This is a genomic window from Lysinibacillus sp. NPDC098008 (assembly GCF_044760715.1).
GTDB lineage: Bacteria > Bacillota > Bacilli > Bacillales_A > Planococcaceae > Lysinibacillus.
In genome coordinates, this window is record NZ_JBIWBA010000009.1 from 65,229 (window position 1) to 86,545 (window position 21,317).

A 21,317-nucleotide genomic window follows, 5' to 3' on the forward strand; every position below is an offset into this window, starting at 1 on the left:
GATTGATGTTAAAAGTAACAAATTTAGTCAAAAGTTTTGGTGCATTAGATGTCTTAAAAGGTATTAGCTTTGAAATTAAGCAAGGTGAAGTGTTGGCAATTATCGGTCCTTCTGGCTCTGGGAAATCGACACTGATCCGCTGCTTAAATTATTTAGAGCAGCCGCAACAAGGCATCATCGAAATTGATGATGCACGTTTAGATGCCGCAAAGCCAACAAAAAAGGATATTCAAAGCCTACGCTCTAAAACAGCAATGGTGTTCCAAAACTATAATTTATATAAAAATAAAACAGCATTAGAAAATGTTACAGAATCATTAATTGTTGTGAAAAAGACACCAAAAGCGGAAGCCGATAAAATTGGTATGCAGCTTTTAAGCGAAGTTGGCTTAGAAACGAAGCGTGATAATTACCCTGTCACGATGTCTGGTGGACAACAGCAGCGTGTGAGTATTGCCCGTGCACTCGCACAAAAGCCGCATGTGATTTTATTTGATGAGCCCACTTCTTCCCTTGACCCAGAGCTTGTGCAAGAAGTATTGTATGTTATTAAAAAATTAGCTGAACAAAAAATAACAATGATTATTGTGACACATGAGATGGATTTTGCACGAGAAGTTGCTGACCATATTATTTTTATGGCGGATGGCCATATTGTGGAACAAGGACCTGCCAAGGAATTTTTTGCAAATGCACAGCAGGAGCGCACGAAAAAGTTTATTCGACAAATTACTTCAGAAAGTGAAGGTGCCATTTGATGACCTCTATTTCTATAACAGACGACTTACAACAACAATTAATTGCTTATCGACGCGAATTGCATGAGTACCCTGAATTATCCATGCAAGAATTTGAAACAACAAAACGTATTACGAACTGGCTGCAGCAACATGGTATCACGATTTTAACGTATCCATTGAGCGTTGGTGTTATTGCAGAGGTCCGTGGCGAGCAGCAAGGGCCAACCATTGCGATTCGTGCTGATATTGATGCACTGCCAATCGAAGAACAAACAGATGTACCATTCCGCTCTAAAAACGCTGGTGTTATGCATGCTTGCGGACATGACTTCCATACTGCCTCCATTCTAGGAACAGCCATTTTATTACAACAACAGCGCCATTTATTAAAAGGCACTGTGCGCTTTATTTTCCAGCCATCTGAGGAAACTGCACAAGGCGCAGAATATGTCGCAAATGCAGGCGTCTTAGAAGGTGTGGAGGCTATTTTCGGCATGCATAATAAGCCCGATTTACCTGTTGGTACAATTGGTATTAAAGCAGGCCCCTTAATGGCAAGTGTTGACCGTTTTGAATTAGATATTATCGGAACAGGTGGACATGCAGGTATTCCCGAAAGCACAATAGACCCTATTGTGATTAGCAGTCAAATTGTTACTGCATTCCAATCCATTATTAGCCGTAATATCTCTTCTTTCGATAACTCCGTGTTATCTGTAACAAAATTACAAGCAGGTAATACATGGAATGTGATCCCAGAAAAAGCAGAGCTAGAGGGTACTGTACGCACATTCCAAGCCACGTCACGTGCTACTATTCCACAGCGTATGAAAGCATTAGCGGAAGGTATTGCTACAAGCTATGGCGCAACAGCTGATTTCAGATGGTTCCCTTATTTACCAACCGTCCTTAACGATGCACGCTTTACAGACGTACTGCAGGAGGCTGCTCATATAAGTGGTTATCAAGCGGTTGAAGCCGAAATGGTTCCTGCTGGTGAAGATTTTGCCTTTTATCAAGAGCGTATTCCTGGATATTTTGTATGGGTAGGTGTAGATGGGCCATTTGGCTGGCATCATCCTCAATATCGTTTAAATGAGGATGCAATAGCTGTTGCTGCTACTTATTTTGCTAATCTTGCAGTGAGTGTGTTGAAGCAATGGCAGTAAACCATATTACAAGGCGCTTTGTTCATCAACTATTTTTAAAGCCTCTAGACATCGCTGCCATTGAAGATGCCAAGCGTGGGCTTATTGACTTTGTCGCTGTCACCCATTGTGGCAAAGATGATCCAGGCGTACATAAATTATTACAGCTTGCTGATGCGGGGACAAGTAAGGTGATTGGTCACTCTATTTATACATCACCTGAGCAAGCTGCTTTAATTAATGGCTTTATGGCACATGCACTAGACTTTGATGATGTACACCATGAGCTACGAGGACATCCGAGTGCTGTATTACTCCCAACATTGTTTGCTTTATGTGATGAAAATACGACAGGTATACGCTTGATACAAGCCTATGCCATTGGTGTAGAGGCGATGGCAAAGCTTGCTCTTGCCCTATCCAATGTTCATTACGAAAAAGGCTGGCATAATACGTCAACGATTGGCATTGTCGGTGCAGCCATTGCAGGTGCATATTTAATTGGCTTAACAGTGGATGATACATGCCGTACAATTGGCTTTGCGACAACAATGGCGAGCGGGATGCGCGTTCATTTCGGTACAGAAACAAAGCCTTTACATGCAGGTATTGCTGCCAAACATGCTATCGAGGCGATTCGTTTTGCACAAGTAGGTATGCACGTAAATGATAATAGCTTAGAAGGCTATATTGGCTTTTTATCGTTATATGGTGAAAATACACCAAAAAAGGCAGAGGCATTATTGTTAGATGTAACATCTGCAACTTGGCGTATCTCCTCACCAGGGCTATGGTTTAAGCTATATCCTTGCTGCTCTGGCTCTTATTTTGGCATTGATGCCGCATTACAAATTGGCCCAATCACTGCTGAAAAAATCGAAGAAATTCATATTACCTTCTCTCATTATAGCGATGCCGCCCTTGTGATTCGTGAACCAAAAACATGTGAGGAAGGCCGCTTTAGCATCGAATATATTGTGTCATTAATTTTAGCCAATAGACCTTTGCATTTAGCTTCTTTTCTACCAGAACCAATTGATAGCACATTGCAACAGTATATGAAAAAAGTAAAGCGCTCCAACGACCTTGAAGCTGTGTCCAAATACACGCAAATAGATATTCGCTTAACAGATGGCACACAATTATCTGCCAGAGGCATTAATCCAAAGGGCTCCCCTTCTAATCCATTAACAACAGCGGAATTAGAGAGCAAGCTCGCTTCAGTTACGGAGCAAGCTGATACGATTATTGCCGCTATCCGTGCATTAAACGGCTCAAAGGTTTCTTCGTTATTACAACTGCTTTAATAATTTGATAGGCTACCTCTACAAGAAGTCCTCATAATAAAGGGCTTCTTGTTTTTTATTGCTTCTCTGATAAAAAATAATGAAGAAAATAGGAACGGATAAAACTATAAAGTGTACCTAGACACTAAAAATAGTTATCACCTTTATCATATCTTTTTTCAAGATAGCTCCCTCCTATTCCCTAACTATCAACAAGCTCAAACTATCCGCTTAATTTTCACAATATACAAAAACCACTACCTATCAACTAACAGGTAGTGGTTCATAAAGCTATAGTTCTTTATTATCTCGCTAATTGCGCAAATACGTTGTGGAAAGCCTTTACCGTTTTGGCAATATGCTCCTCTGTATGAGCTGTGGAAATAAATAAGCCTTCAAATTGTGATGGTGGTAGGAAGATACCTTCTTCCGCCATTAAACGGAAATATTCCGCAAACAACTGTAAATCAGATGTTTTCGCAGAGGCAAAGTCTACGACATCCTCATTTGTGAAGAAAAAGCCGATCATTGAGCCAGCACGATTAACCGTATGTGGGATATTATATTTCGTTGCCGCTTCACGGAAGCCAGTTTCGAGCTGATCGCCTAGCTTTGTAAAGTAATCATATGTGCTATGGTCTAAACGTGATAATGTTTCATAGCCTGCTGTCATCGCTAATGGATTTCCTGATAATGTGCCTGCTTGATAAATAGGACCTGCTGGAGCTACTTGCTCCATAATTTCTTTCTTCCCTGCAAATGCACCTACAGGAAGGCCGCCACCAATTACTTTACCTAAAGTCGTCATATCAGGTGTTACATTAAAGTAGCCTTGTGCACAGCCATAGTCTACGCGGAAGCCAGTCATAACCTCATCAAAAATTAACAATGCACCATGCTCAGTTGTAAGGGCACGTAAGCCTTCTAAAAAGCCTGGTTGTGGTGGTACAACACCCATATTTCCTGCAACTGGCTCAACAATGACTGCCGCTAGCTCTGCACCGAATTTTTCGAACACTACTTTTGCCCCTTCTAAATCATTATAGGCAACTGTTAATGTATTGCGAGCAATATCTGCTGGTACACCAGGGCTATCAGGTAAACCTAATGTTGCAACACCAGAGCCAGCTTTAATCAATAATGAATCACCATGACCGTGATAAGAGCCTTCGAATTTTAAGATTTTATCACGCCCTGTTACACCACGAGCGACACGTAACGCAGACATTGTCGCCTCTGTTCCTGAGGAAACAAAACGAATCATTTCCATCCCCGGCAGGCGGTCTAACACTAATTGTGCCAAACGATTTTCTGTATAGCTTGGTGCGCCAAAGGAAGAACCCTTTGCAGCTGTATCAGCAATGGCTTTCACTACCTCCGGATGTGTATGCCCTAAAATAAGCGGTCCCCAAGACAATACATAATCAATATATTCATTGCCATCAATATCTTTAATGATAGCACCATGACCTGATTCCATAAAAATCGGGTCCATATTGACTGATTTGAATGCACGCACCGGGCTACTCACACCACCTGGCATTAATTGTACAGCTTCTGCATATGCTTGTTTTGATTTTTCGTAAGAACGTGTCATTTACTTCTCCTCCAACCAGCGTGCAACATCTTTTGCATGATACGTAATGATTAAATCAGAGCCTGCACGTTTCATGCCTAATAATGTTTCAAGCACAACTTTTTTCTCTTCAATCCAACCATTTATAGCAGCCGCTTTAATCATTGCATATTCCCCTGAAACATTGTACGCAACAAGCGGTAATGGATAGTTATTTTTCATATCTCGAATAATATCTAAGTAGCTAAGGGCAGGCTTAACAATTAAGAAATCTGCGCCCTCTTCAATATCTGACTCTGCTTCACGGAATGCCTCTAAACGATTCGATGGGTCCATTTGATAGGATTTACGATCGCCAAATTGTGGCGCACCATCTGCAGCATCGCGGAATGGGCCATAATAGCTAGAAGCATATTTCACTGCATACGACATAATAGGAATATGTTCAAAGCCAGCCTCATCTAACCCTGCACGGATTGCAGCCACAAAGCCATCCATCATATTAGATGGTGCAATAATATCTGCACCAGCTTTTGCTTGAGATATGGCTGTACGTGCTAAAACATCCAATGAAGGGTCATTTAAAATTTGGTCGCCCTCAATTAAGCCACAATGCCCATGATCTGTAAATTCACATAAGCATGTATCTGCAATGACTAAAAGCTCAGGGTGACGTGCTTTAATGAGTCGAGTCGCTTCTTGTACAATGCCATGGTCATGGAACGCACCAGTTCCAACTGCATCTTTTTCAGCCGGTAAGCCAAATAAAATAACCGCAGGAATTCCTAATGCTACAACCTCATCAATTTCTGCTTCTAGCTTATCCAATGAAAATTGAAAAACGCCAGGCATTGAATGTACTTCATTTTTAATATCGTTGCCTTCGATTACAAAAATTGGATAAATCAAGTCCTCTTTATGTAAATATGTTTCCTTTACCATTGCTCGCATCGCAGCATTTGCACGTAAACGACGATGTCTTTGAAATTGAAGTTTTGTCATGTTTTGTCCCCTACTTTCATTATTTCTTCGATGACTGCTTCCATTGTATATACGCTTGGCATAATATCCACAGTTGCACCGTATTGTTGAAGAGCTGCCTCTGTAATATGACCGATTGCCGCAATACGTGTTGCACCCCAGCCAATTTGCGATGCTACATCCTTTGCGTACACATCTACCGCTGAAGGACTAGCAAAAATCACCGTTACATCTTGGTGATGCTGGAGGCAATTCATAATAACAGCTTGCTGGTCGTGTCGTTCAACTGTTTCATAAACAGTCCATTCCTGTATTGCAAAGGGTAAACCATCTTTCAATGTACGCTTTGCCTTTGCTCCACGAATAAACAGACAAGTTGGCTTACTACCTGCGACACTTGGAAATTCTTTAATGAAAATATCGGCACTAAATACAGAAGGCATAAAGCTCACTTGAAATCCTAGCTGCTCTAATGCTGCTGTTGTTTTCGTTCCAATCGCAGCAATTTTTCCTTGAATGGCTTGTATGTTTAACTGATGACGTTGTATCTTATTCGCAAAGGCATCTACAGCATTTTGACTTGTGAAAATTAACCAATCTAATTGCTGTGCAAGCTTTATATACTCTGCATCATCGCTATTTATGCGCTCACAAGTTTCAATTAATGGTGCCATCACTGCATGGCCACCTAACGCTGTAATATCATCTATAATTGACGTTGTCTTAGCTGTACCTGTTAAAAGTATTGTTTTACCCTTTAACGGTAAATTACTCGGCATCTTGCTCTGCCTTTACACGCTGAATTAAGTCGAAAGCACCTTGCTCTGTTAAAATAGCAGCAAGCTCCTCTCCGATCTTTTGTGCGTCTGTTCCTACAACTGTTTCCTTATACACCACAGAGGCATCCGGTGCGGCAACAAGACCCGTCAATGTAATCTCAGCTCCATTTGAAGTTGCATAACCAGCGATAGGTACTTGGCAGCCACCATCCATCGCTGCTAAAAATGCACGTTCTGCCTGTGCCTCTTGCCATGTTGCTGCATCTGTAAGCTTTGCTAATTCAGCTAATAGCTCCGCATCATCAGCACGACACTCAATGCCTAGAGAGCCTTGTGCTACTGCTGGCAAACAATGCTCTACAGGTAAAAATTCAGTCACGACATCATCACTCCAGCCAAGTCGCTTTAAGCCTGCTGCTGCTAAAATAATGGCATCATATTCTTCTGCTTCCAGCTTTGCTAAACGTGTATCCACATTTCCTCGAATCCACTTAATTTCAAGGTCCGGACGCACCGTTAATAGCTGTGCACTACGACGTAACGAGCTTGTTCCTACAACAGCCCCAGCAGGAAGATCGGCAAATTTTACATGCCCGTTCGAAATAAATGCATCACGCGCATCTTCGCGCGAAGGAATACAGCCAATTACTAATCCCTCTGGTAATACAGCAGGCATATCTTTCATTGAATGCACAGCAAAGTCAATTTCTTTATCGTAAAGAGCTTGTTCAATTTCTTTAACAAATAGCCCTTTTCCACCTACTTTTGATAGTTGCACATCTAAAATTCGATCACCTTTTGTGACAATTTCTTTCACTTCAAATTCAAATGGTGCACCCGCTGCCTTTAATTCATTAATAAACCAATTTGTTTGCGTTAGTGCTAACTTACTTCTCCTAGAACCTACAATAATTTTTCTCAACCGTCTCCAACCTTTCTTTTAATACCATAGATGGAATCGCGATAAACTACTTCCAAGGAAGAAATTTGCAACTACTAATAAATAAGCGTAAATATGTACCCATGCATATGATGTACCTGTTAGCTTATTTTTGCGATTCACATACAAGATAATGCAATATAACATTAAGATAATTACAGACCCTATAACCTTCGCATCGAAAATCGAAAGACTCTCTAATGTTAATAGTGCCCATTCAAACCCTAATATTAAACTTATAAATAACATCGGAATCCCAATGAAAAAGGAAACATTCATCCAGCTGCTTGTTTGCTGTAAGGATGGCAGCCTTGTCCATAAGTGTGACCACTTTTTCTTCTTCAGCAAACGATACAAAATAAGATACAAAATAGCAAAAACAAATGTTAATGTAAATGCTGCATACGATAGGATCGCAAATGATATATGAATAAAAAGCAACTCCGAAATAAGCGTATCTCCGACAGCTCCTGTAGGACGTTTAGGCATAAAAGTAAAAATACTAGCAAATAAAAACCCTAGTATATTAATAATAAACACTGGTAAATCCACTCTTGCAATACAATGCAAGATAATTGATAATGTCACAAGCAGCCAGGAATAAAAAAGAATTCCCTCGGATAACGATAAAATCGGAAAACGCTTTGTTTCCACAAACGTTAAAATAATAATGGCACTTTGAATCATCCATACAAATGAAACAAGCCAAAAAGCGATACGTCTTGCTCGTACTTGTTTATAAAAGTAATCAGTAAAGTAAAAAACTAGACTGATCGCATACAAGACAATCATCACTTCATAAAGCCTCGTCATGGTCAAATCAGCCAATAGACATCCCTTCTTTGTTATGAAATTGTAAAGCTATATCAACGCTTAGACAATAAAAAACGTTTTCGTATCTTTAGTTTACCATACAGATACGAAAACGCCTCATGTAATATCAGTAGAGAATCTAAATGCGTAAAACAGCCTCTATTTACGCACTCTAGAAAGAATACTTTGGTTCAGCAGAAGCTTGAGTTGCTTGTGAGCGTTCTTTACGCTCAAGCTCTTGCTTTGTCATCTCTTGAACTTCAGCTTCCACAGCAGCTTCTATACCAAAAATTTGTTGGAATAAACGTAACTGTTCATTTGCTTTTGATGAATTTGCCATTTCCTTCGCTTGAAGAATTGGCTCTTTTAACAATTGATTAATAATTGATTTAGTATGTTTACTTAAAATTTTACGTTCACGTTCCGTTAAATCTGGCATTTTATTTTCAATACTCGTCATCGTTTCTTCTTGAATACGACTTGCCTTTTTACGTAAAGCCGAGATGACTGGTACAACACCTAATGTAGCAATCCAGTCTTTAAATTGTACAACTTCTTTACTAATCATTGCTGTAATATCTGCAGCAGCACGTTCACGCTCTGCTAAATTCGCTTCAACAATCCCTTGTAAATCATCAATATCATATAAGAAAACATTTGCTAGGTCGCCTACACGTGGATCAATATCACGAGGCACTGCAATATCTACCATAAATAAAGGTCTACCCTTACGCAGACGCTCTACAAATTGCATAAGCTCATAATCAATCACATAATCTGTTGCACCTGTAGATGTGATTAAAATATCCGCTTCTAACAATGAGCATTGCAATTCTTTCATGGATTTAGCTTCACCATGGAATTTAGCCGCTAAGCTTTCCGCTTTTTCAAATGTACGATTGATAACAGTAACTTTTCCTACACCGCTACCATAAAGGTTCTCAATCGCAAGTTCCCCCATTTTCCCTGCACCTAAAATTGCTACATGCTTGCGTTGTAAAGAACCAAAAATTTTCTTAGCTAATTCTACTGCTGCATAAGAAACAGATACCGCATTCTCACCAATAGCTGTTTCATTATGTGCACGCTTTGCAAATGTGACAGCTTGTTTAAATAGTTGATTGTATATCGTTCCTGTTGTGCCAATCTCTTGTCCATTTAAAAAGCTTTTTTTTACTTGCCCTAAAATTTGTGTTTCCCCTAGAACCATTGAATCGATTCCAGCTGTTACTTTAAATAAATGTTCGACTGCCTCATCTTCTTCACGAATTGTTAAATACGAAGAAAATGTCTCCACAGGCAAGTCAAACCAATTTGCTAAAAATTGTTTCACAAAATGACGCCCCGTATGCAATTGATCCACAACAGCATAAATTTCGGTACGATTACATGTCGAAACAATAACATTTTCTAAAATACTTTTCTGCTTTTGCAGCGCTTCCATTGCCTGTGGTAGTTCACTCTCAATGAATGATAACTTCTCACGTATTTCAACAGGCGCTGTTTTATAATTCAAGCCTACTACGATGGTATGCATGAATAACACCTCACACGTTCTAATTGACAATTCTCATTATAACATAGTTCGACAATAGTTCACTTATAATTTGTGAACATGTCATGAAGAACTATCTTTCGTTTTTCTACATTAGAATTATTATAAACTAAGTGTAGCAAATTATACATCCTGTTTCAAATGAAAAATTTTTTCGAAAAATTCCGAAGCATCACTACCAATCATTTCCGTTGCTGACACACTTCTTTCATACTAGTGTAACCAAAATTCTTCTTCGCTGTGCTACTGACACACGCTTTTTTTCAGCAATAAAAGAGCTATCCAAAAAGAGATTCTCTTTTTGGATAGCTCAAGCTTCTATCATAACGATTCGCTAAAAACCAAAGGAGCCGTTTCAAAATAACTTGTCAAACGGCTCCTTTCAGAATTAATTTGTAATGGTAACTGATTTTAACGCAATAATATTGCCATCTTTATCATATGCTACAAACTCTATCTCATTATTCACTTTAAAGTCCTGCATTGTTTGAACTGTTTTCGTTAACATATAAACACTATCACTACGCTTTTGCAATTCGAATTGTATATCACCACTAACCGATTTAAAGCGTACATTCATTTTATCAACGTTTTGGCAATTACCGTCAACACGTGCACTCATTGTAATATAACCTTTACGCAATGATACTCCAGCTTCCTCAAATAAATCCTCAGGGTTAATACAACTTGAAGCTGGTGTTTTACATAAAATTGCGTCAACTAGCTTTTGGAACACTTGATGCAATTGCAAATTATCAAGTGCATGGAAATAAGCGCCATCTGTTGCTGTTGCTAATTGCATTAATGTAGCATCATTAACTTGCGATTTTTTCCCCATGCTCACTGTGTAAATTTTCACATTTTGCTTTTTCGCTTCATTAATAACCTTTGTCATTTTCGATTTACTTGTTTTACCATCAGAAACAACAACAATTGCTTTCGATGTTCTTGTGTCATTAGAAAATTTCGAGAGCGCAATATCAATGCCTGCTAGAATATCTGTTGCACCTTTTTCTTTTGATGCTTGATAAAGATCTTTTGTCAGCACAGCCTCTGTTGTTCCCTCTCCAAGTACAGTCGCTGCTGTATTGGTTTCGACTACAATATTATGCTTAGCCTTTAGCTGATCGATAAATTCAATCATTTTCTTTCCACGATAATTTGTTGGGTCCACTGTTTTCATAGAGGAAGAATAATCCACTACATAAGCAACTTCTGTTGTTAAGGAACAAGAGTTTTTGCTAAAGTATGGGTTTGTAAATATTTCCTCTGTTACTTTTTTATCTTTTAAGTCTTTTAAGATTGTTGTATAGCGAGGGTCTATTGGATTAACAAGCACAGCCTCTACCTTCGATTTTCCATAAATAACAGAATCAAAGTATGCGACAGCCGTACCTGGATTCCCTGTATTATTTAATGGATCTGAAGTATTTGTGACAAATGATGCTGTTTTCTCTACACCATCAAATTTAATTTTCACTGTCCCTTGATAATCCGTCACAGGCTCTCCACCAGGACGCACTAATGTCACCATTACTTTTGTATAACGGTCTTTACCAGATGGTCTTGATGCAGCATCAGCGCTTTCCTTTAATGCCTCTACACGCTCTCGATAAGCTTCTACTTGTCCAAGTAATTGCCCACCTTGATATTTTAACAGCACAGTACGATCATAATTACTTAAATTTGTGAGAATCGTATAAATCTTCATCACACTATCATAATGCTCTAACGTTAAATCTCTTTCCTCTGGCATATAGCTCATTAGCTGAATGATCGAACCAACAGGATTAATATTTTCAACTTGTGAAGCAATCGCATCATCGATTCCTTGAATACGATAAATCGGGCGTCCATCATCTGAAATCATATACATAATTTCTGTTTTAGCAGGTGTTGTAATGGATGTATCTATCCGATCATTTAATATTTTTTCAAATAAGTATACAGAAATATCGTAGTTTTCAAATTGTAAAACCGCATGCTCATACCCTAATGCTGGATATCGTGGGTCAGAGCCACCATATTGTAAATAAATATTTTGCACATTTCCTAAAGCATCTGTTACATTAGTTTGCTGTCCAATGCTAAAGAGCTTTTCATCTGCATCATCATCTAAAGGAACAGGACCATAGACATCAATTAAATTTTCTGTAAAGAACTCTGGTAATTTTTCATATGGTACATATGGAGGTGTTACACTGCCATTATCATCATCTATATTTTCAGGATCATATACTTGATAATCAATACGTAATTCTGGCTGTGGTGTGTAACGAACATGTGCATTTAACTTCTCACCAACAAGACATTTCATCGCTGGGTCTGTATTATTGATAAGCTCAAAAGAAATCGTATCACGCACAGATTTTGTTAAGGCTGGTGCAATAACAATCGCTGAAACCGTTGAACCATCCGATTGCACATTACGAACAGCCTCACCCGAGGTATCAACAATTTTTGCACCATAGGATGATGTAACACGGAATGTATACGATTTATCATCTGCGATTGGATCGCCATTACAAGCCTTTAAAGACACTGTAACAAGTGTTGAATCCACATCATTCGCAATTAGATCAGGTTTTTCAACAACAATGCTTTGCAATGCATTATTAACATACTCTGGGCCTGTAAAATCATTATTGTTATTCTTTGGCTCTTCAAAATCAACACTGCCTGATCCCATAAAGCCTGGCGGTAATGTAACGCTAGCATTATCACGACCAGCAGCACTACGCTTTAATCCTTGTAAAGCAAAGGAGCTATTTTGAACAGCTCGATATAAAAAGACAGCCGCCTCACTACGTGTTAGCTTTGTTGATGGATTAAAGCTAGCAAATGTCTTTGTAGGGTTCGTTGATAAATCATTGGCATATAAATATTGCACAGCCTGTGGTTCATCTAAATCTAATCCTTTAAAAGCAGCATAAATACGAGCAAATTGACCACGTGTGACCGCTTTTGTACGATTAGCATTTACATGTGTACCACTAAATGGTAAATAAAAATCACTATAAAAATTATACGCAACACTATCAACATAGGATAATGCATAGTTACGATCAAGCTTTGCAAACATAAGAACAAGCTCGCGATCTGTCACTTGTTCATTTGGTAAAAAATTATTGGCACTATTTAACGACATCACATCATTATCAACTGCCCATGAAATTGCCGTGTAATTTGTGTTACTTGTTGGCACATCTCTAATTGTTGTAGCTGCATGTGTAACAGTAGGTGTTGCAATCGTTAACAGCAGGACAAAGCACAATAAAGAGAGCAATGTTTTTTTCACATATACCATTCAGTTCAGCCCTTTCCTTAGTTGAAGAACAATATGTCATCACGATAGTTTTGTTTTAAATCGTCTTCTAAATATTTTAAGAATCGTTCCAGCATAATGGATGCATCTGCTCTTGAAAGTTGTTTATTTGGGTTAAAGCGACCTGTCGTATCACCAATGATTAATCCAAGCTCACTAGCAATATAAACACCATCTCTTGCATAGTTCGGAATTTGACTATCATCTACAAAACTCGTTAAATAGCCTGGGTCTGGCGCTCTATTTTCAAGCCCTAATGCACGGACAAAAATAGTGGCTGCTTGTGCTCTTGTAATGGCTGCATCAGGCATAAAGTAATCAGCAGATACGCCTTTAATAATGCCTTTATTTAATGCCGATTCAATATAGCCATAATCTTTTACAGAGCGTTTTAAATCTAGAAAAACACTTTTAGCAGGTGTTTTTCTAGATTTCTTTTCTTCTTCAAATACACGTAAATCAACTGCTTTCCCAATTGCAGCCGTAAAATCAATACGTTTCATTGGTGTATTTGGTGAAAAGAAATTACTTGAATCTGAGTAAATACCTAAAGAATAAAGTTTTTCAATAGATTCCTTTGCATAATGATTGTTTAAATCGCGGAATTTCGGAATAATAAGACGTTCAATTGTTGGCATATATTCTGTATCTAAATCAAGTGTACCTTTTTGCCCTGAAGCTAAATCATACGTGTATTCAGAAATAACATCCTTTTCGCTAACAACCGCGTATCCACCTTCAAAACTTCCTAAACTGCCGAGATTTTCCTCATAATTTAAAATACGAGATTTACTTGTAGATAAACGATTTTTCACATGACTTGTTCTACCATCACTATAGGCATAAACAGACTCTGTAATTTGTGTTTCTGTAGCACCCCAAAAATTTTCATACCCTGCATGGCGACTATCTGTTTCAACTGTTATTGTGTTTTGAACAGCATCTCTTCCTCGTCCTGTTTCATAGCTATATGTTTTTCGAGAAATAATATTTCCTGAGTAATAATCAGAGGCTGCACGATTATCTGTTACAGTTCCTTGAGAAAATTGATAATCTACTAATGTATACGTAACACCGCCAATTGTCACCTTTTCTGTATATTTTTTCACTTCACCATTCGATGTTTTTTGGCCAAGCACTGCATAATCCACAACATCAGACTCATAAGCAATATTTCGTGTTAAGGTTTCCCCATTGCTGCCTGTTAACTTCATATTATAAGTTTCTGTTAACTTTCCCTTTGATTCCTTCTGCGTAATTTTAATATCTCTGCTTGTTCCTTTAAAAATAACAGGTTGTCCTGATAAAAAAACAGCTTCCTCATATGTATACTCATTTTTTACAGCACCTGTTGTTTCCAATGAAGCAGCAGATGCATTAAACGGAATAGTAGCCCCAATCACAAAAATTGCAAGCGCTACTAGCATTATTTTGGATAATTTTTTTTGCATTCGCTTCTCCTTTCCTTCATTGTGCATTGTTGCATGATGAAGCTTCATCAAAAAAATCTGCTCGTCCTTTGAAAGTAATCATAATATAGTCATTCACCTATGCAAAATCATTGCATGTTTAGCTTACGAATATATTATTTTCTCTATACTATTCATATTGGACTCGCAGATTTTCTCCTTGTTTTTAATCAACTAAAATAAAATGACCTTTGACAAAGCGGTCTGATAATACAACTAAACGATCTGATGGTTGTAAATCAGAAGGTTGAATCACTTTACCAGCTTTGATAAGTGTTGCTTGATCAATATTCATATCAATCATTTCACCAGCTTCATACCAGCGACCATTTTGCCATTGACTTACACTCTTCACATTTATAACAGCAGGATAAGTAGCTTTTACAAATTGCAGCTTACCTGTCAGCATTAATGGTGCAACAGGCTTCGCATTATCTAAAATATGAAGTGCCTGTACATGACCATCCTTCACATAGAAGTAACCATAATCACCTTCTGATAAATAAAGCTCAATATCTGGCATCACTGTGTATGTTTTATTGCCATCATCAACCTTCGCTTTTGTTGAATTGCTAATGGATAGAACTGTATCCTCTGTTCGCTTGAAAACATTTGATTCAATTTTCATTGCATCGTCAATTTCAATTAAGTAGCCATCAGCTTGTGATAAGCGTCCATAATATAATTCATGGCCAGCAAGATTTGGTGACATAAAGCTATCGCTTGTTACTTGTACAACCTGTGCATAATGATCACGGGCAGCACCATCTGCAATAACAAAAGCTGTACCATATGCCATTAACCCTGTAGGCTCAATTAAACGTCCATTACGAATTAAAATTGTTCCATCATGGAAGTACATTGTACCTGCTGATTTTAGCTTTAATAGTTGATAATCCGTATCGACAGATAGCATCGGCTCATAATAAGAGCGCTCATTATTTTTCAATACGACAATTTTTTCGATTACTTCTTTTCCAAATTGTTTCACTGTAGCATAATAAGCTTCACTGCCAACATAATTTTTTAGCTTACCTTTGTCAATTTTTGTATTCCCAACATATATCGGTACTTTTGATGCAAAGGTCATTGTCGAAAGATTTGCTGTTGCCTGAGCGCCAAATTGCCAGTTCTCAAAGGCATGCTGATTTTTCACTGTTAATCTATTGGCATTAGGGTTAACCGCTTGAATTTCACCTTTATATAAATTTTCGACAACTGTACCTGTTTCACTAATTTCTATCTTTGTCACAACAGATGTATTTCTATTTTTAAAGTTTAATTTTACGCGATCTCCCACATATAGCGCGCTAATATCTGTTGCTGAAGCGCCTTTTTGATAGCTTGTATCTTTGTTTAAATAATAACTTGTTTCTTTGCCAACATCAGGCTTTACCATAATAAATAAACCGTTTGGATCAATGCTTGTGACCACACCACTCATTTTTTTAACATTGTTCTCAACAGATGGAAGCTTTGGTTCAGTTGTAGCGTTAGATGTACCTCGAAGCTCAACAACTGTTCTTAATGATACATCTGCCTCAATTTCCATGCCCATTTTAAAGCCTTCAATCGTTGTAGACGTATTATTAATAAATAGACGAGTATTTTTATTAATATTGAACGTCACTGTTCGCCCACTTGCATTTTGCAATGTTACTTTACTTAACCTTTGCTCTATTGTGCCATCTGGATTTGTGTATTCTGAATAGGTTACATCCACAAAAGTTCCAGTCACCAATTGAGCTGCCTTTGCTGGTTGGCTAAAGGAAAAGCTTAGCACTAAGAGCAACATCATCATGACTATGTATGAATATTTTTTCAAAAAACGTACCTCCTTATCAAATTATTAACAAATAATAGTATATCGTATAATTGGTAATTTTCAGCGATGGAAAAGTATATGTTCGAATATTATACATATCTATCATTCTATAAAGTTAGAGGTAGCCTTTGACTTTCAACTACCTCCGTAACCTTATACTTGAATATCAATTGTATGTCCAGCTGTTGGATGTGGAGCATCTAGCATTTCAACTAACTGTTCTGTCTGTTGCTGCTGCATTTCCATTGTTTGTTTTGTAACAGCCAACGAAACGTTCTGCATAAGCGTTGCTTGATTCATTGCAATTGATAAAGCTGCGATATCCATATTGGCCCACCTCCTATGTAATTTATCGGACAAATCTTTTATTCATCAAGTATTTTTCTCGATTTTCTATACAGGTTCCTATAGAAAACAAAAAACATCTACTGTCCTAAATAGTTAGACGCAATAGATGTTTTTCTGTTACATTTTACTTTCGATAATTCGCCAAGCTTCTTCAAAGCCAAGACCCGTTTCTGAAGAAAATACAACAAGTGGGTCACTTTTCTCCATCTCCAATGTTTCCTTGACGATTTTTTTATGTTTATCCCATTTACCTTTTGGAATTTTATCTGCCTTTGTTGCAATCACAATGCAAGGAATATTGTAATGCTTTAAAAAATCATACATCATGCGGTCATCCGCTGTTGGGGGGTGACGTAAATCAATAATTTGTACAACAGCCTTTAATTCCTGACGTCCTGTTAAGTAACGCTCAATCATTTTTCCCCATGCCTCACGCTCAGACTTCGAAACCTTCGCATAGCCATAACCCGGAACGTCTACAAAAAACAGTTGCTCTTCGATTTTATAAAAGTTCAATGTCTGTGTTTTGCCGGGCTTAGAAGAAATACGTGCTAAAGCTTTACGTCCGATCATTCGATTGATAAAGGAAGATTTCCCTACATTTGAACGACCTGCTAATGCAAATTCTGGCAGTCCATCTTCTGGATATTGGTCTGGCCTCACTGCACTAATGACCATTTCGACATTATGGACTTTCATTTTTCTAAAAACCTCCATCCAGTGCATAGGCTAACACTTCATCAGCCGTTGACACTAGTTTAAATGTAAGCTGCTCACGTACGCTATCAGGAATATCTTCTAAATCTCGTTCATTATCCTTTGGACAAATAATTGTCGTTAAGCCTGCACGATGAGCACTTAATGTTTTTTCTTTTAAGCCCCCAATTGGTAATACACGACCACGTAGTGTAATTTCACCTGTCATCCCAACCTCACGACGAATTGGGCGATGTAAAATGGCTGAAGCAATTGCTGTCGCCATTGTAATACCAGCAGAAGGTCCATCTTTTGGCACAGCACCTTCTGGTACATGGATATGAATATCATGTGTTTCAAAATATTCTGCATCGACATTTAGCTTATCCATTTTTGTACGCACATAGGATAATGCCGTTTGTGCAGATTCCTTCATCACTTCACCAAGCTTACCAGTAAGCTGTAACTTACCTTTTCCGGGTGTTAAGGACACTTCAATTTGTAGTGTATCGCCACCAACTGTTGTATAAGCTAATCCTGTAGCAACTCCTACTTGATTTTCCTTCTCTGCCTGCCCATAACGGAAACGGTGCTTGCCAAGTAGCTGCTGTAATGATTTGGAGTTGACGGTTACACGTTTTTTCTCACCAGATACAATAATTTTAGCAATTTTACGGCAAAGCGTAGCAATTTGGCGCTCTAAGCTTCGAACTCCTGCTTCACGCGTATAATAACGTATAATATCGATAACTGCTTCATCTTTAATAATAACCTGTGTTTTTTTCAAGCCATGCTCTTTCAACTGCTTAGGTATTAAATGGTTTTTCGTAATTTGTGCTTTTTCAATTTCCGTATAGCCTGCAATTGAGATCACTTCCATACGGTCTAATAAAGGTCCCGGGATTGTACTTAAATCATTGGCTGTTGCAATAAACAAAACATTGGATAAATCATAGGACTCCTCAATATAATGATCGCTAAATGTATTGTTTTGTGCAGGGTCTAAAACTTCCAGCATTGCTGCTGCGGGATCCCCTCTAAAGTCATTAGACATTTTATCAATTTCATCCAATAAAAATACAGGATTAATAGTGCCTGCTTTTTTCATTCCTTGAATAATTCGCCCTGGCATTGCCCCTACATACGTACGGCGATGACCACGAATTTCCGATTCATCACGTACACCACCTAAGGAAATACGGACAAATTTACGATCTAGACTCTCAGCAATCGAGCGAGCTAATGATGTTTTCCCTACTCCTGGCGGTCCTGCCAAGCATAAGATAGGGCCTCTCAAAGAATTTTTAAGCTGGCGTACCGCTAAATATTCAAGGACACGCTCTTTTACCTTTTCTAAACCATCATGATCACGGTTTAAAATTTGTTCTGCATAATTGATATTCATGCGATCCTCTGTAGCATCTGTCCATGGCAAGGAAATTAGCCAATCAATATAATTGCGAATAACGCCACTCTCTGCACTAGCAGCTGGTAATTTTTCATATCTATCCAGTTCTTTAAGTGCGACTTCTTTTGTGGAATCAGGCATCCCAACTTCATCGATACGCTTACGTAATTCTGCTACTTCACCAGTTTTCCCTTCACGATCTCCGAGTTCTGTTTGAATAGCTTTCATTTGTTCACGTAAATAGTATTCCTTCTGTGTGCGCTCCATCGATTGCTTTACTTTGGAGTTAATCTTTTTTTCAAGATCCAATACTTCCTGCTCATCGTGTAAACGAATAATTAGATGATCAAGTCGCTTTTTCACACTCAGCATTTCCAGTACCTCTTGCTTATCTGCAATTTTAAATGGCAAATGAGAGGCAATAATATCCGCTAAACGACCCGGCTCTTCAATATCTGCTACTGTGCTAATCGTTTCATTTGTGATTTTATTAGAGGACTTTGCATATTTTTCAAAATACGTTAGTAGTGTACGCATTAAAGCCTGTGTTTCTACATCTTTACTTGTTGATTCCTCTTTAATATCAACATCAACAACCGTATACTTCTCTAGCACACGGTAATTTGTCCATGTTGCCCGAGCAAGCCCTTCCACTAAAATACGCAATGTGCCGTTTGGCAATTTTAACATTTGTTTCACATAAGCAACTGTGCCAATCGAATATAAATCCTGCTCGTCAGGTTGTTCGTCATGCATTTCCTTCTGTGTTACTAATAAAATCATTTGGTCTTCTAACATTGCTTGCTCTAACGCCGCTACAGAACGATTTCTACCCACATCAATATGTAACACCATCGATGGGTATACTAAAAGCCCACGTAAAGGCAATAATGGTACATTCGTTGTTTTTTGTATAGCTACCATGCGGGCATTCACCTCCGTCAAAATTTTCATGTTCACATCCCGCGCTACTAGTATGTGTTTAAAAAACTGATTCACACTAGTTAATCATGCGAGCCAAAAATTTCTTTTAGTTACAGCTGGTATTATGTAAGAATGAATAAAAAGCTGATCTTCGATATGTGCGAACATTGCACAACCGAAGTCAGCTAATTACTCTCTATCTCATAACCATAGACAGCTATGTCTGTTCGTTATGCTGAAGTTTTTGTGTCGCTACCTTCATCGAGTACAGTGCCATCTTCAAGAAGCAATTTCGGTTTCTCTTTATCCGTAATTGTTTTTGCTGTAATGATACATTTTTTCACGTCTTCACGAGAAGGCAATTCGTACATTACATCAAGCATTGTTGACTCAATAATTGAACGAAGACCACGTGCACCTGTCTTACGCTCAATTGCTTCCTTTGCGATGGCAACAAGCGCATCTTCATCAAATTCAAGCTCAACACCATCTAGTTCAAGCATTTTTTGATATTGCTTCGCTAGTGCATTTTTTGGCTCTGTTAAAATTTGTACAAGTGCAGCTTCATTTAATTGCTCTAGACTTGCAAGTACGGGTAATCGACCAATGAATTCTGGTATTAAACCGAATTTCAGTAAATCCTCTGGAATCAATTTGGCCATAATAGAACCTTCATCTACATCTGTTTTACTTGGATCGGAACCAAAACCAATTATTTTTTCACCTTGACGGCGTTTAATGATTGCTTCAATACCATCAAATGCTCCGCCAACAATAAATAAAATATTAGTTGTATCGATTTGTAAAAATTCTTGATGAGGGTGTTTACGTCCTCCTTGTGGTGGAACGCTTGCTACTGTTCCTTCAAGAATTTTAAGAAGGGCTTGTTGCACACCTTCACCAGAAACATCACGTGTGATTGATGGATTTTCTGATTTACGAGCAACCTTATCAATTTCATCAATATAGATAATGCCCTTTTCAGCACGTTCAATATCATAATCAGCTGATTGAATTAATTTTAATAAAATATTTTCAACGTCCTCACCAACATAGCCTGCTTCAGTTAGTGAAGTGGCATCTGCAATAGCAAATGGAACATTTAATATACGTGCTAATGTTTGAGCTAATAAAGTTTTACCGCTACCAGTTGGGCCGATTAACACAATGTTCGATTTTGCCAGTTCTACATCATCGATCTTACTATTCGTATTGATGCGTTTATAGTGATTGTACACTGCAACTGCTAATGCTTTTTTAGCGCGCTCCTGTCCAATAACATACTCGTCTAAAATCGTTAAAATTTCCTTTGGTTTCGGAATATCTTGGAATTCAATTTCCTCTTCCACACCTAGTTCTTCTACAACGATTTCTGAACAAAGCTCGATACATTCATCACAAATATAAACACCAGGACCCGCCACTAATTTACGTACCTGTTCCTGTGGCTTTCCACAGAATGAACATTTTAAATTGCCTTTTTCATCATTAAATTTGAACAATA

General features: G+C 38.2%; 16 protein-coding genes. 3 read left to right on the forward strand and 13 right to left on the reverse strand.

Annotated elements, in window-relative coordinates:
* Nucleotides 1–5 precede the first annotated feature (5 nt).
* From ACIQVU_RS10245 to ACIQVU_RS10255, 3 genes are read left to right on the forward strand one after another with little or no spacing between them, the layout of a single operon-like run.
* The gene (locus ACIQVU_RS10245; protein WP_340806744.1) at nt 6–758 is read left to right on the forward strand and encodes an amino acid ABC transporter ATP-binding protein; all 753 of its coding nucleotides are present in this window, start codon (nt 6–8) and stop codon (nt 756–758) included.
* A complete protein-coding gene (locus ACIQVU_RS10250) occupies nt 758–1,909 on the forward strand; it encodes an amidohydrolase (protein WP_402895332.1) in 1,152 nt (383 codons plus the stop codon). The genes ACIQVU_RS10245 and ACIQVU_RS10250 overlap by 1 nt, the downstream gene beginning before the upstream one ends.
* On the forward strand, nt 1,900–3,195 hold the full coding sequence (locus ACIQVU_RS10255) for an MmgE/PrpD family protein (RefSeq protein WP_340806747.1): 1,296 nt from the start codon (nt 1,900–1,902) through the stop codon (nt 3,193–3,195). The genes ACIQVU_RS10250 and ACIQVU_RS10255 overlap by 10 nt, the downstream gene beginning before the upstream one ends.
* Nucleotides 3,196–3,478: 283 nt before the next feature.
* On the opposite strand, the gene hemL is transcribed toward ACIQVU_RS10255, so the two are convergent.
* The 13 genes from hemL to clpX form a co-directional block, all read right to left on the reverse strand.
* Nucleotides 3,479–4,771 (reverse strand): glutamate-1-semialdehyde 2,1-aminomutase, encoded by a 1,293-nt coding sequence (gene hemL / locus ACIQVU_RS10260; RefSeq protein ID WP_340806749.1) that lies wholly within the window; start codon nt 4,769–4,771, stop codon nt 3,479–3,481.
* On the reverse strand, nt 4,772–5,752 hold the full coding sequence (hemB, locus tag ACIQVU_RS10265; RefSeq protein WP_340806751.1) for a porphobilinogen synthase: 981 nt from the start codon (nt 5,750–5,752) through the stop codon (nt 4,772–4,774). It lies immediately after the preceding gene.
* Complete coding sequence (locus tag ACIQVU_RS10270) at nt 5,749–6,510, reverse strand: uroporphyrinogen-III synthase (protein ID WP_340806752.1); 762 nt, start codon at nt 6,508–6,510, stop codon at nt 5,749–5,751. The genes hemB and ACIQVU_RS10270 overlap by 4 nt, the downstream gene beginning before the upstream one ends.
* Nucleotides 6,500–7,432 (reverse strand): hydroxymethylbilane synthase, encoded by a 933-nt coding sequence (hemC, locus tag ACIQVU_RS10275; RefSeq protein ID WP_340806754.1) that lies wholly within the window; start codon nt 7,430–7,432, stop codon nt 6,500–6,502. The genes ACIQVU_RS10270 and hemC overlap by 11 nt, the downstream gene beginning before the upstream one ends.
* Nucleotides 7,433–7,450: 18 nt before the next feature.
* The gene (ccsA, locus tag ACIQVU_RS10280) at nt 7,451–8,278 is read right to left on the reverse strand and encodes a cytochrome c biogenesis protein CcsA (RefSeq protein WP_340806755.1); all 828 of its coding nucleotides are present in this window, start codon (nt 8,276–8,278) and stop codon (nt 7,451–7,453) included.
* A 157-nt stretch (nt 8,279–8,435) separates the two neighbouring features.
* Nucleotides 8,436–9,800 (reverse strand): glutamyl-tRNA reductase, encoded by a 1,365-nt coding sequence (gene hemA / locus ACIQVU_RS10285; RefSeq protein ID WP_340806756.1) that lies wholly within the window; start codon nt 9,798–9,800, stop codon nt 8,436–8,438.
* A gap of 406 nt (nt 9,801–10,206) precedes the next feature.
* Complete coding sequence (locus ACIQVU_RS10290; RefSeq protein ID WP_402895339.1) at nt 10,207–13,125, reverse strand: VWA domain-containing protein; 2,919 nt, start codon at nt 13,123–13,125, stop codon at nt 10,207–10,209.
* Between the two features lie 17 nt (nt 13,126–13,142).
* On the reverse strand, nt 13,143–14,594 hold the full coding sequence (locus ACIQVU_RS10295; RefSeq protein ID WP_402895342.1) for an S-layer homology domain-containing protein: 1,452 nt from the start codon (nt 14,592–14,594) through the stop codon (nt 13,143–13,145).
* A gap of 184 nt (nt 14,595–14,778) precedes the next feature.
* Complete coding sequence (locus ACIQVU_RS10300) at nt 14,779–16,437, reverse strand: hypothetical protein (RefSeq protein ID WP_340806761.1); 1,659 nt, start codon at nt 16,435–16,437, stop codon at nt 14,779–14,781.
* A gap of 153 nt (nt 16,438–16,590) precedes the next feature.
* Nucleotides 16,591–16,764: a YjfB family protein gene (locus ACIQVU_RS10305; RefSeq protein WP_340806763.1), complete on the reverse strand. Its 174-nt coding sequence runs from the start codon at nt 16,762–16,764 to the stop codon at nt 16,591–16,593.
* Nucleotides 16,765–16,902: 138 nt separating this feature from the next.
* Nucleotides 16,903–17,484, reverse strand: coding sequence for a ribosome biogenesis GTP-binding protein YihA/YsxC (gene yihA / locus ACIQVU_RS10310; RefSeq protein WP_340806765.1), 582 nt, complete (start codon nt 17,482–17,484; stop codon nt 16,903–16,905).
* Nucleotides 17,485–17,488: 4 nt separating this feature from the next.
* Nucleotides 17,489–19,813, reverse strand: a complete 2,325-nt coding sequence (lon, locus tag ACIQVU_RS10315) for an endopeptidase La (protein ID WP_340808599.1) — start codon at nt 19,811–19,813, stop codon at nt 17,489–17,491.
* Nucleotides 19,814–20,043: 230 nt separating this feature from the next.
* On the reverse strand, nt 20,044–21,315 hold the full coding sequence (gene clpX, locus ACIQVU_RS10320; RefSeq protein ID WP_340806767.1) for an ATP-dependent protease ATP-binding subunit ClpX: 1,272 nt from the start codon (nt 21,313–21,315) through the stop codon (nt 20,044–20,046).
* Nucleotides 21,316–21,317: the final 2 nt, after the last annotated feature.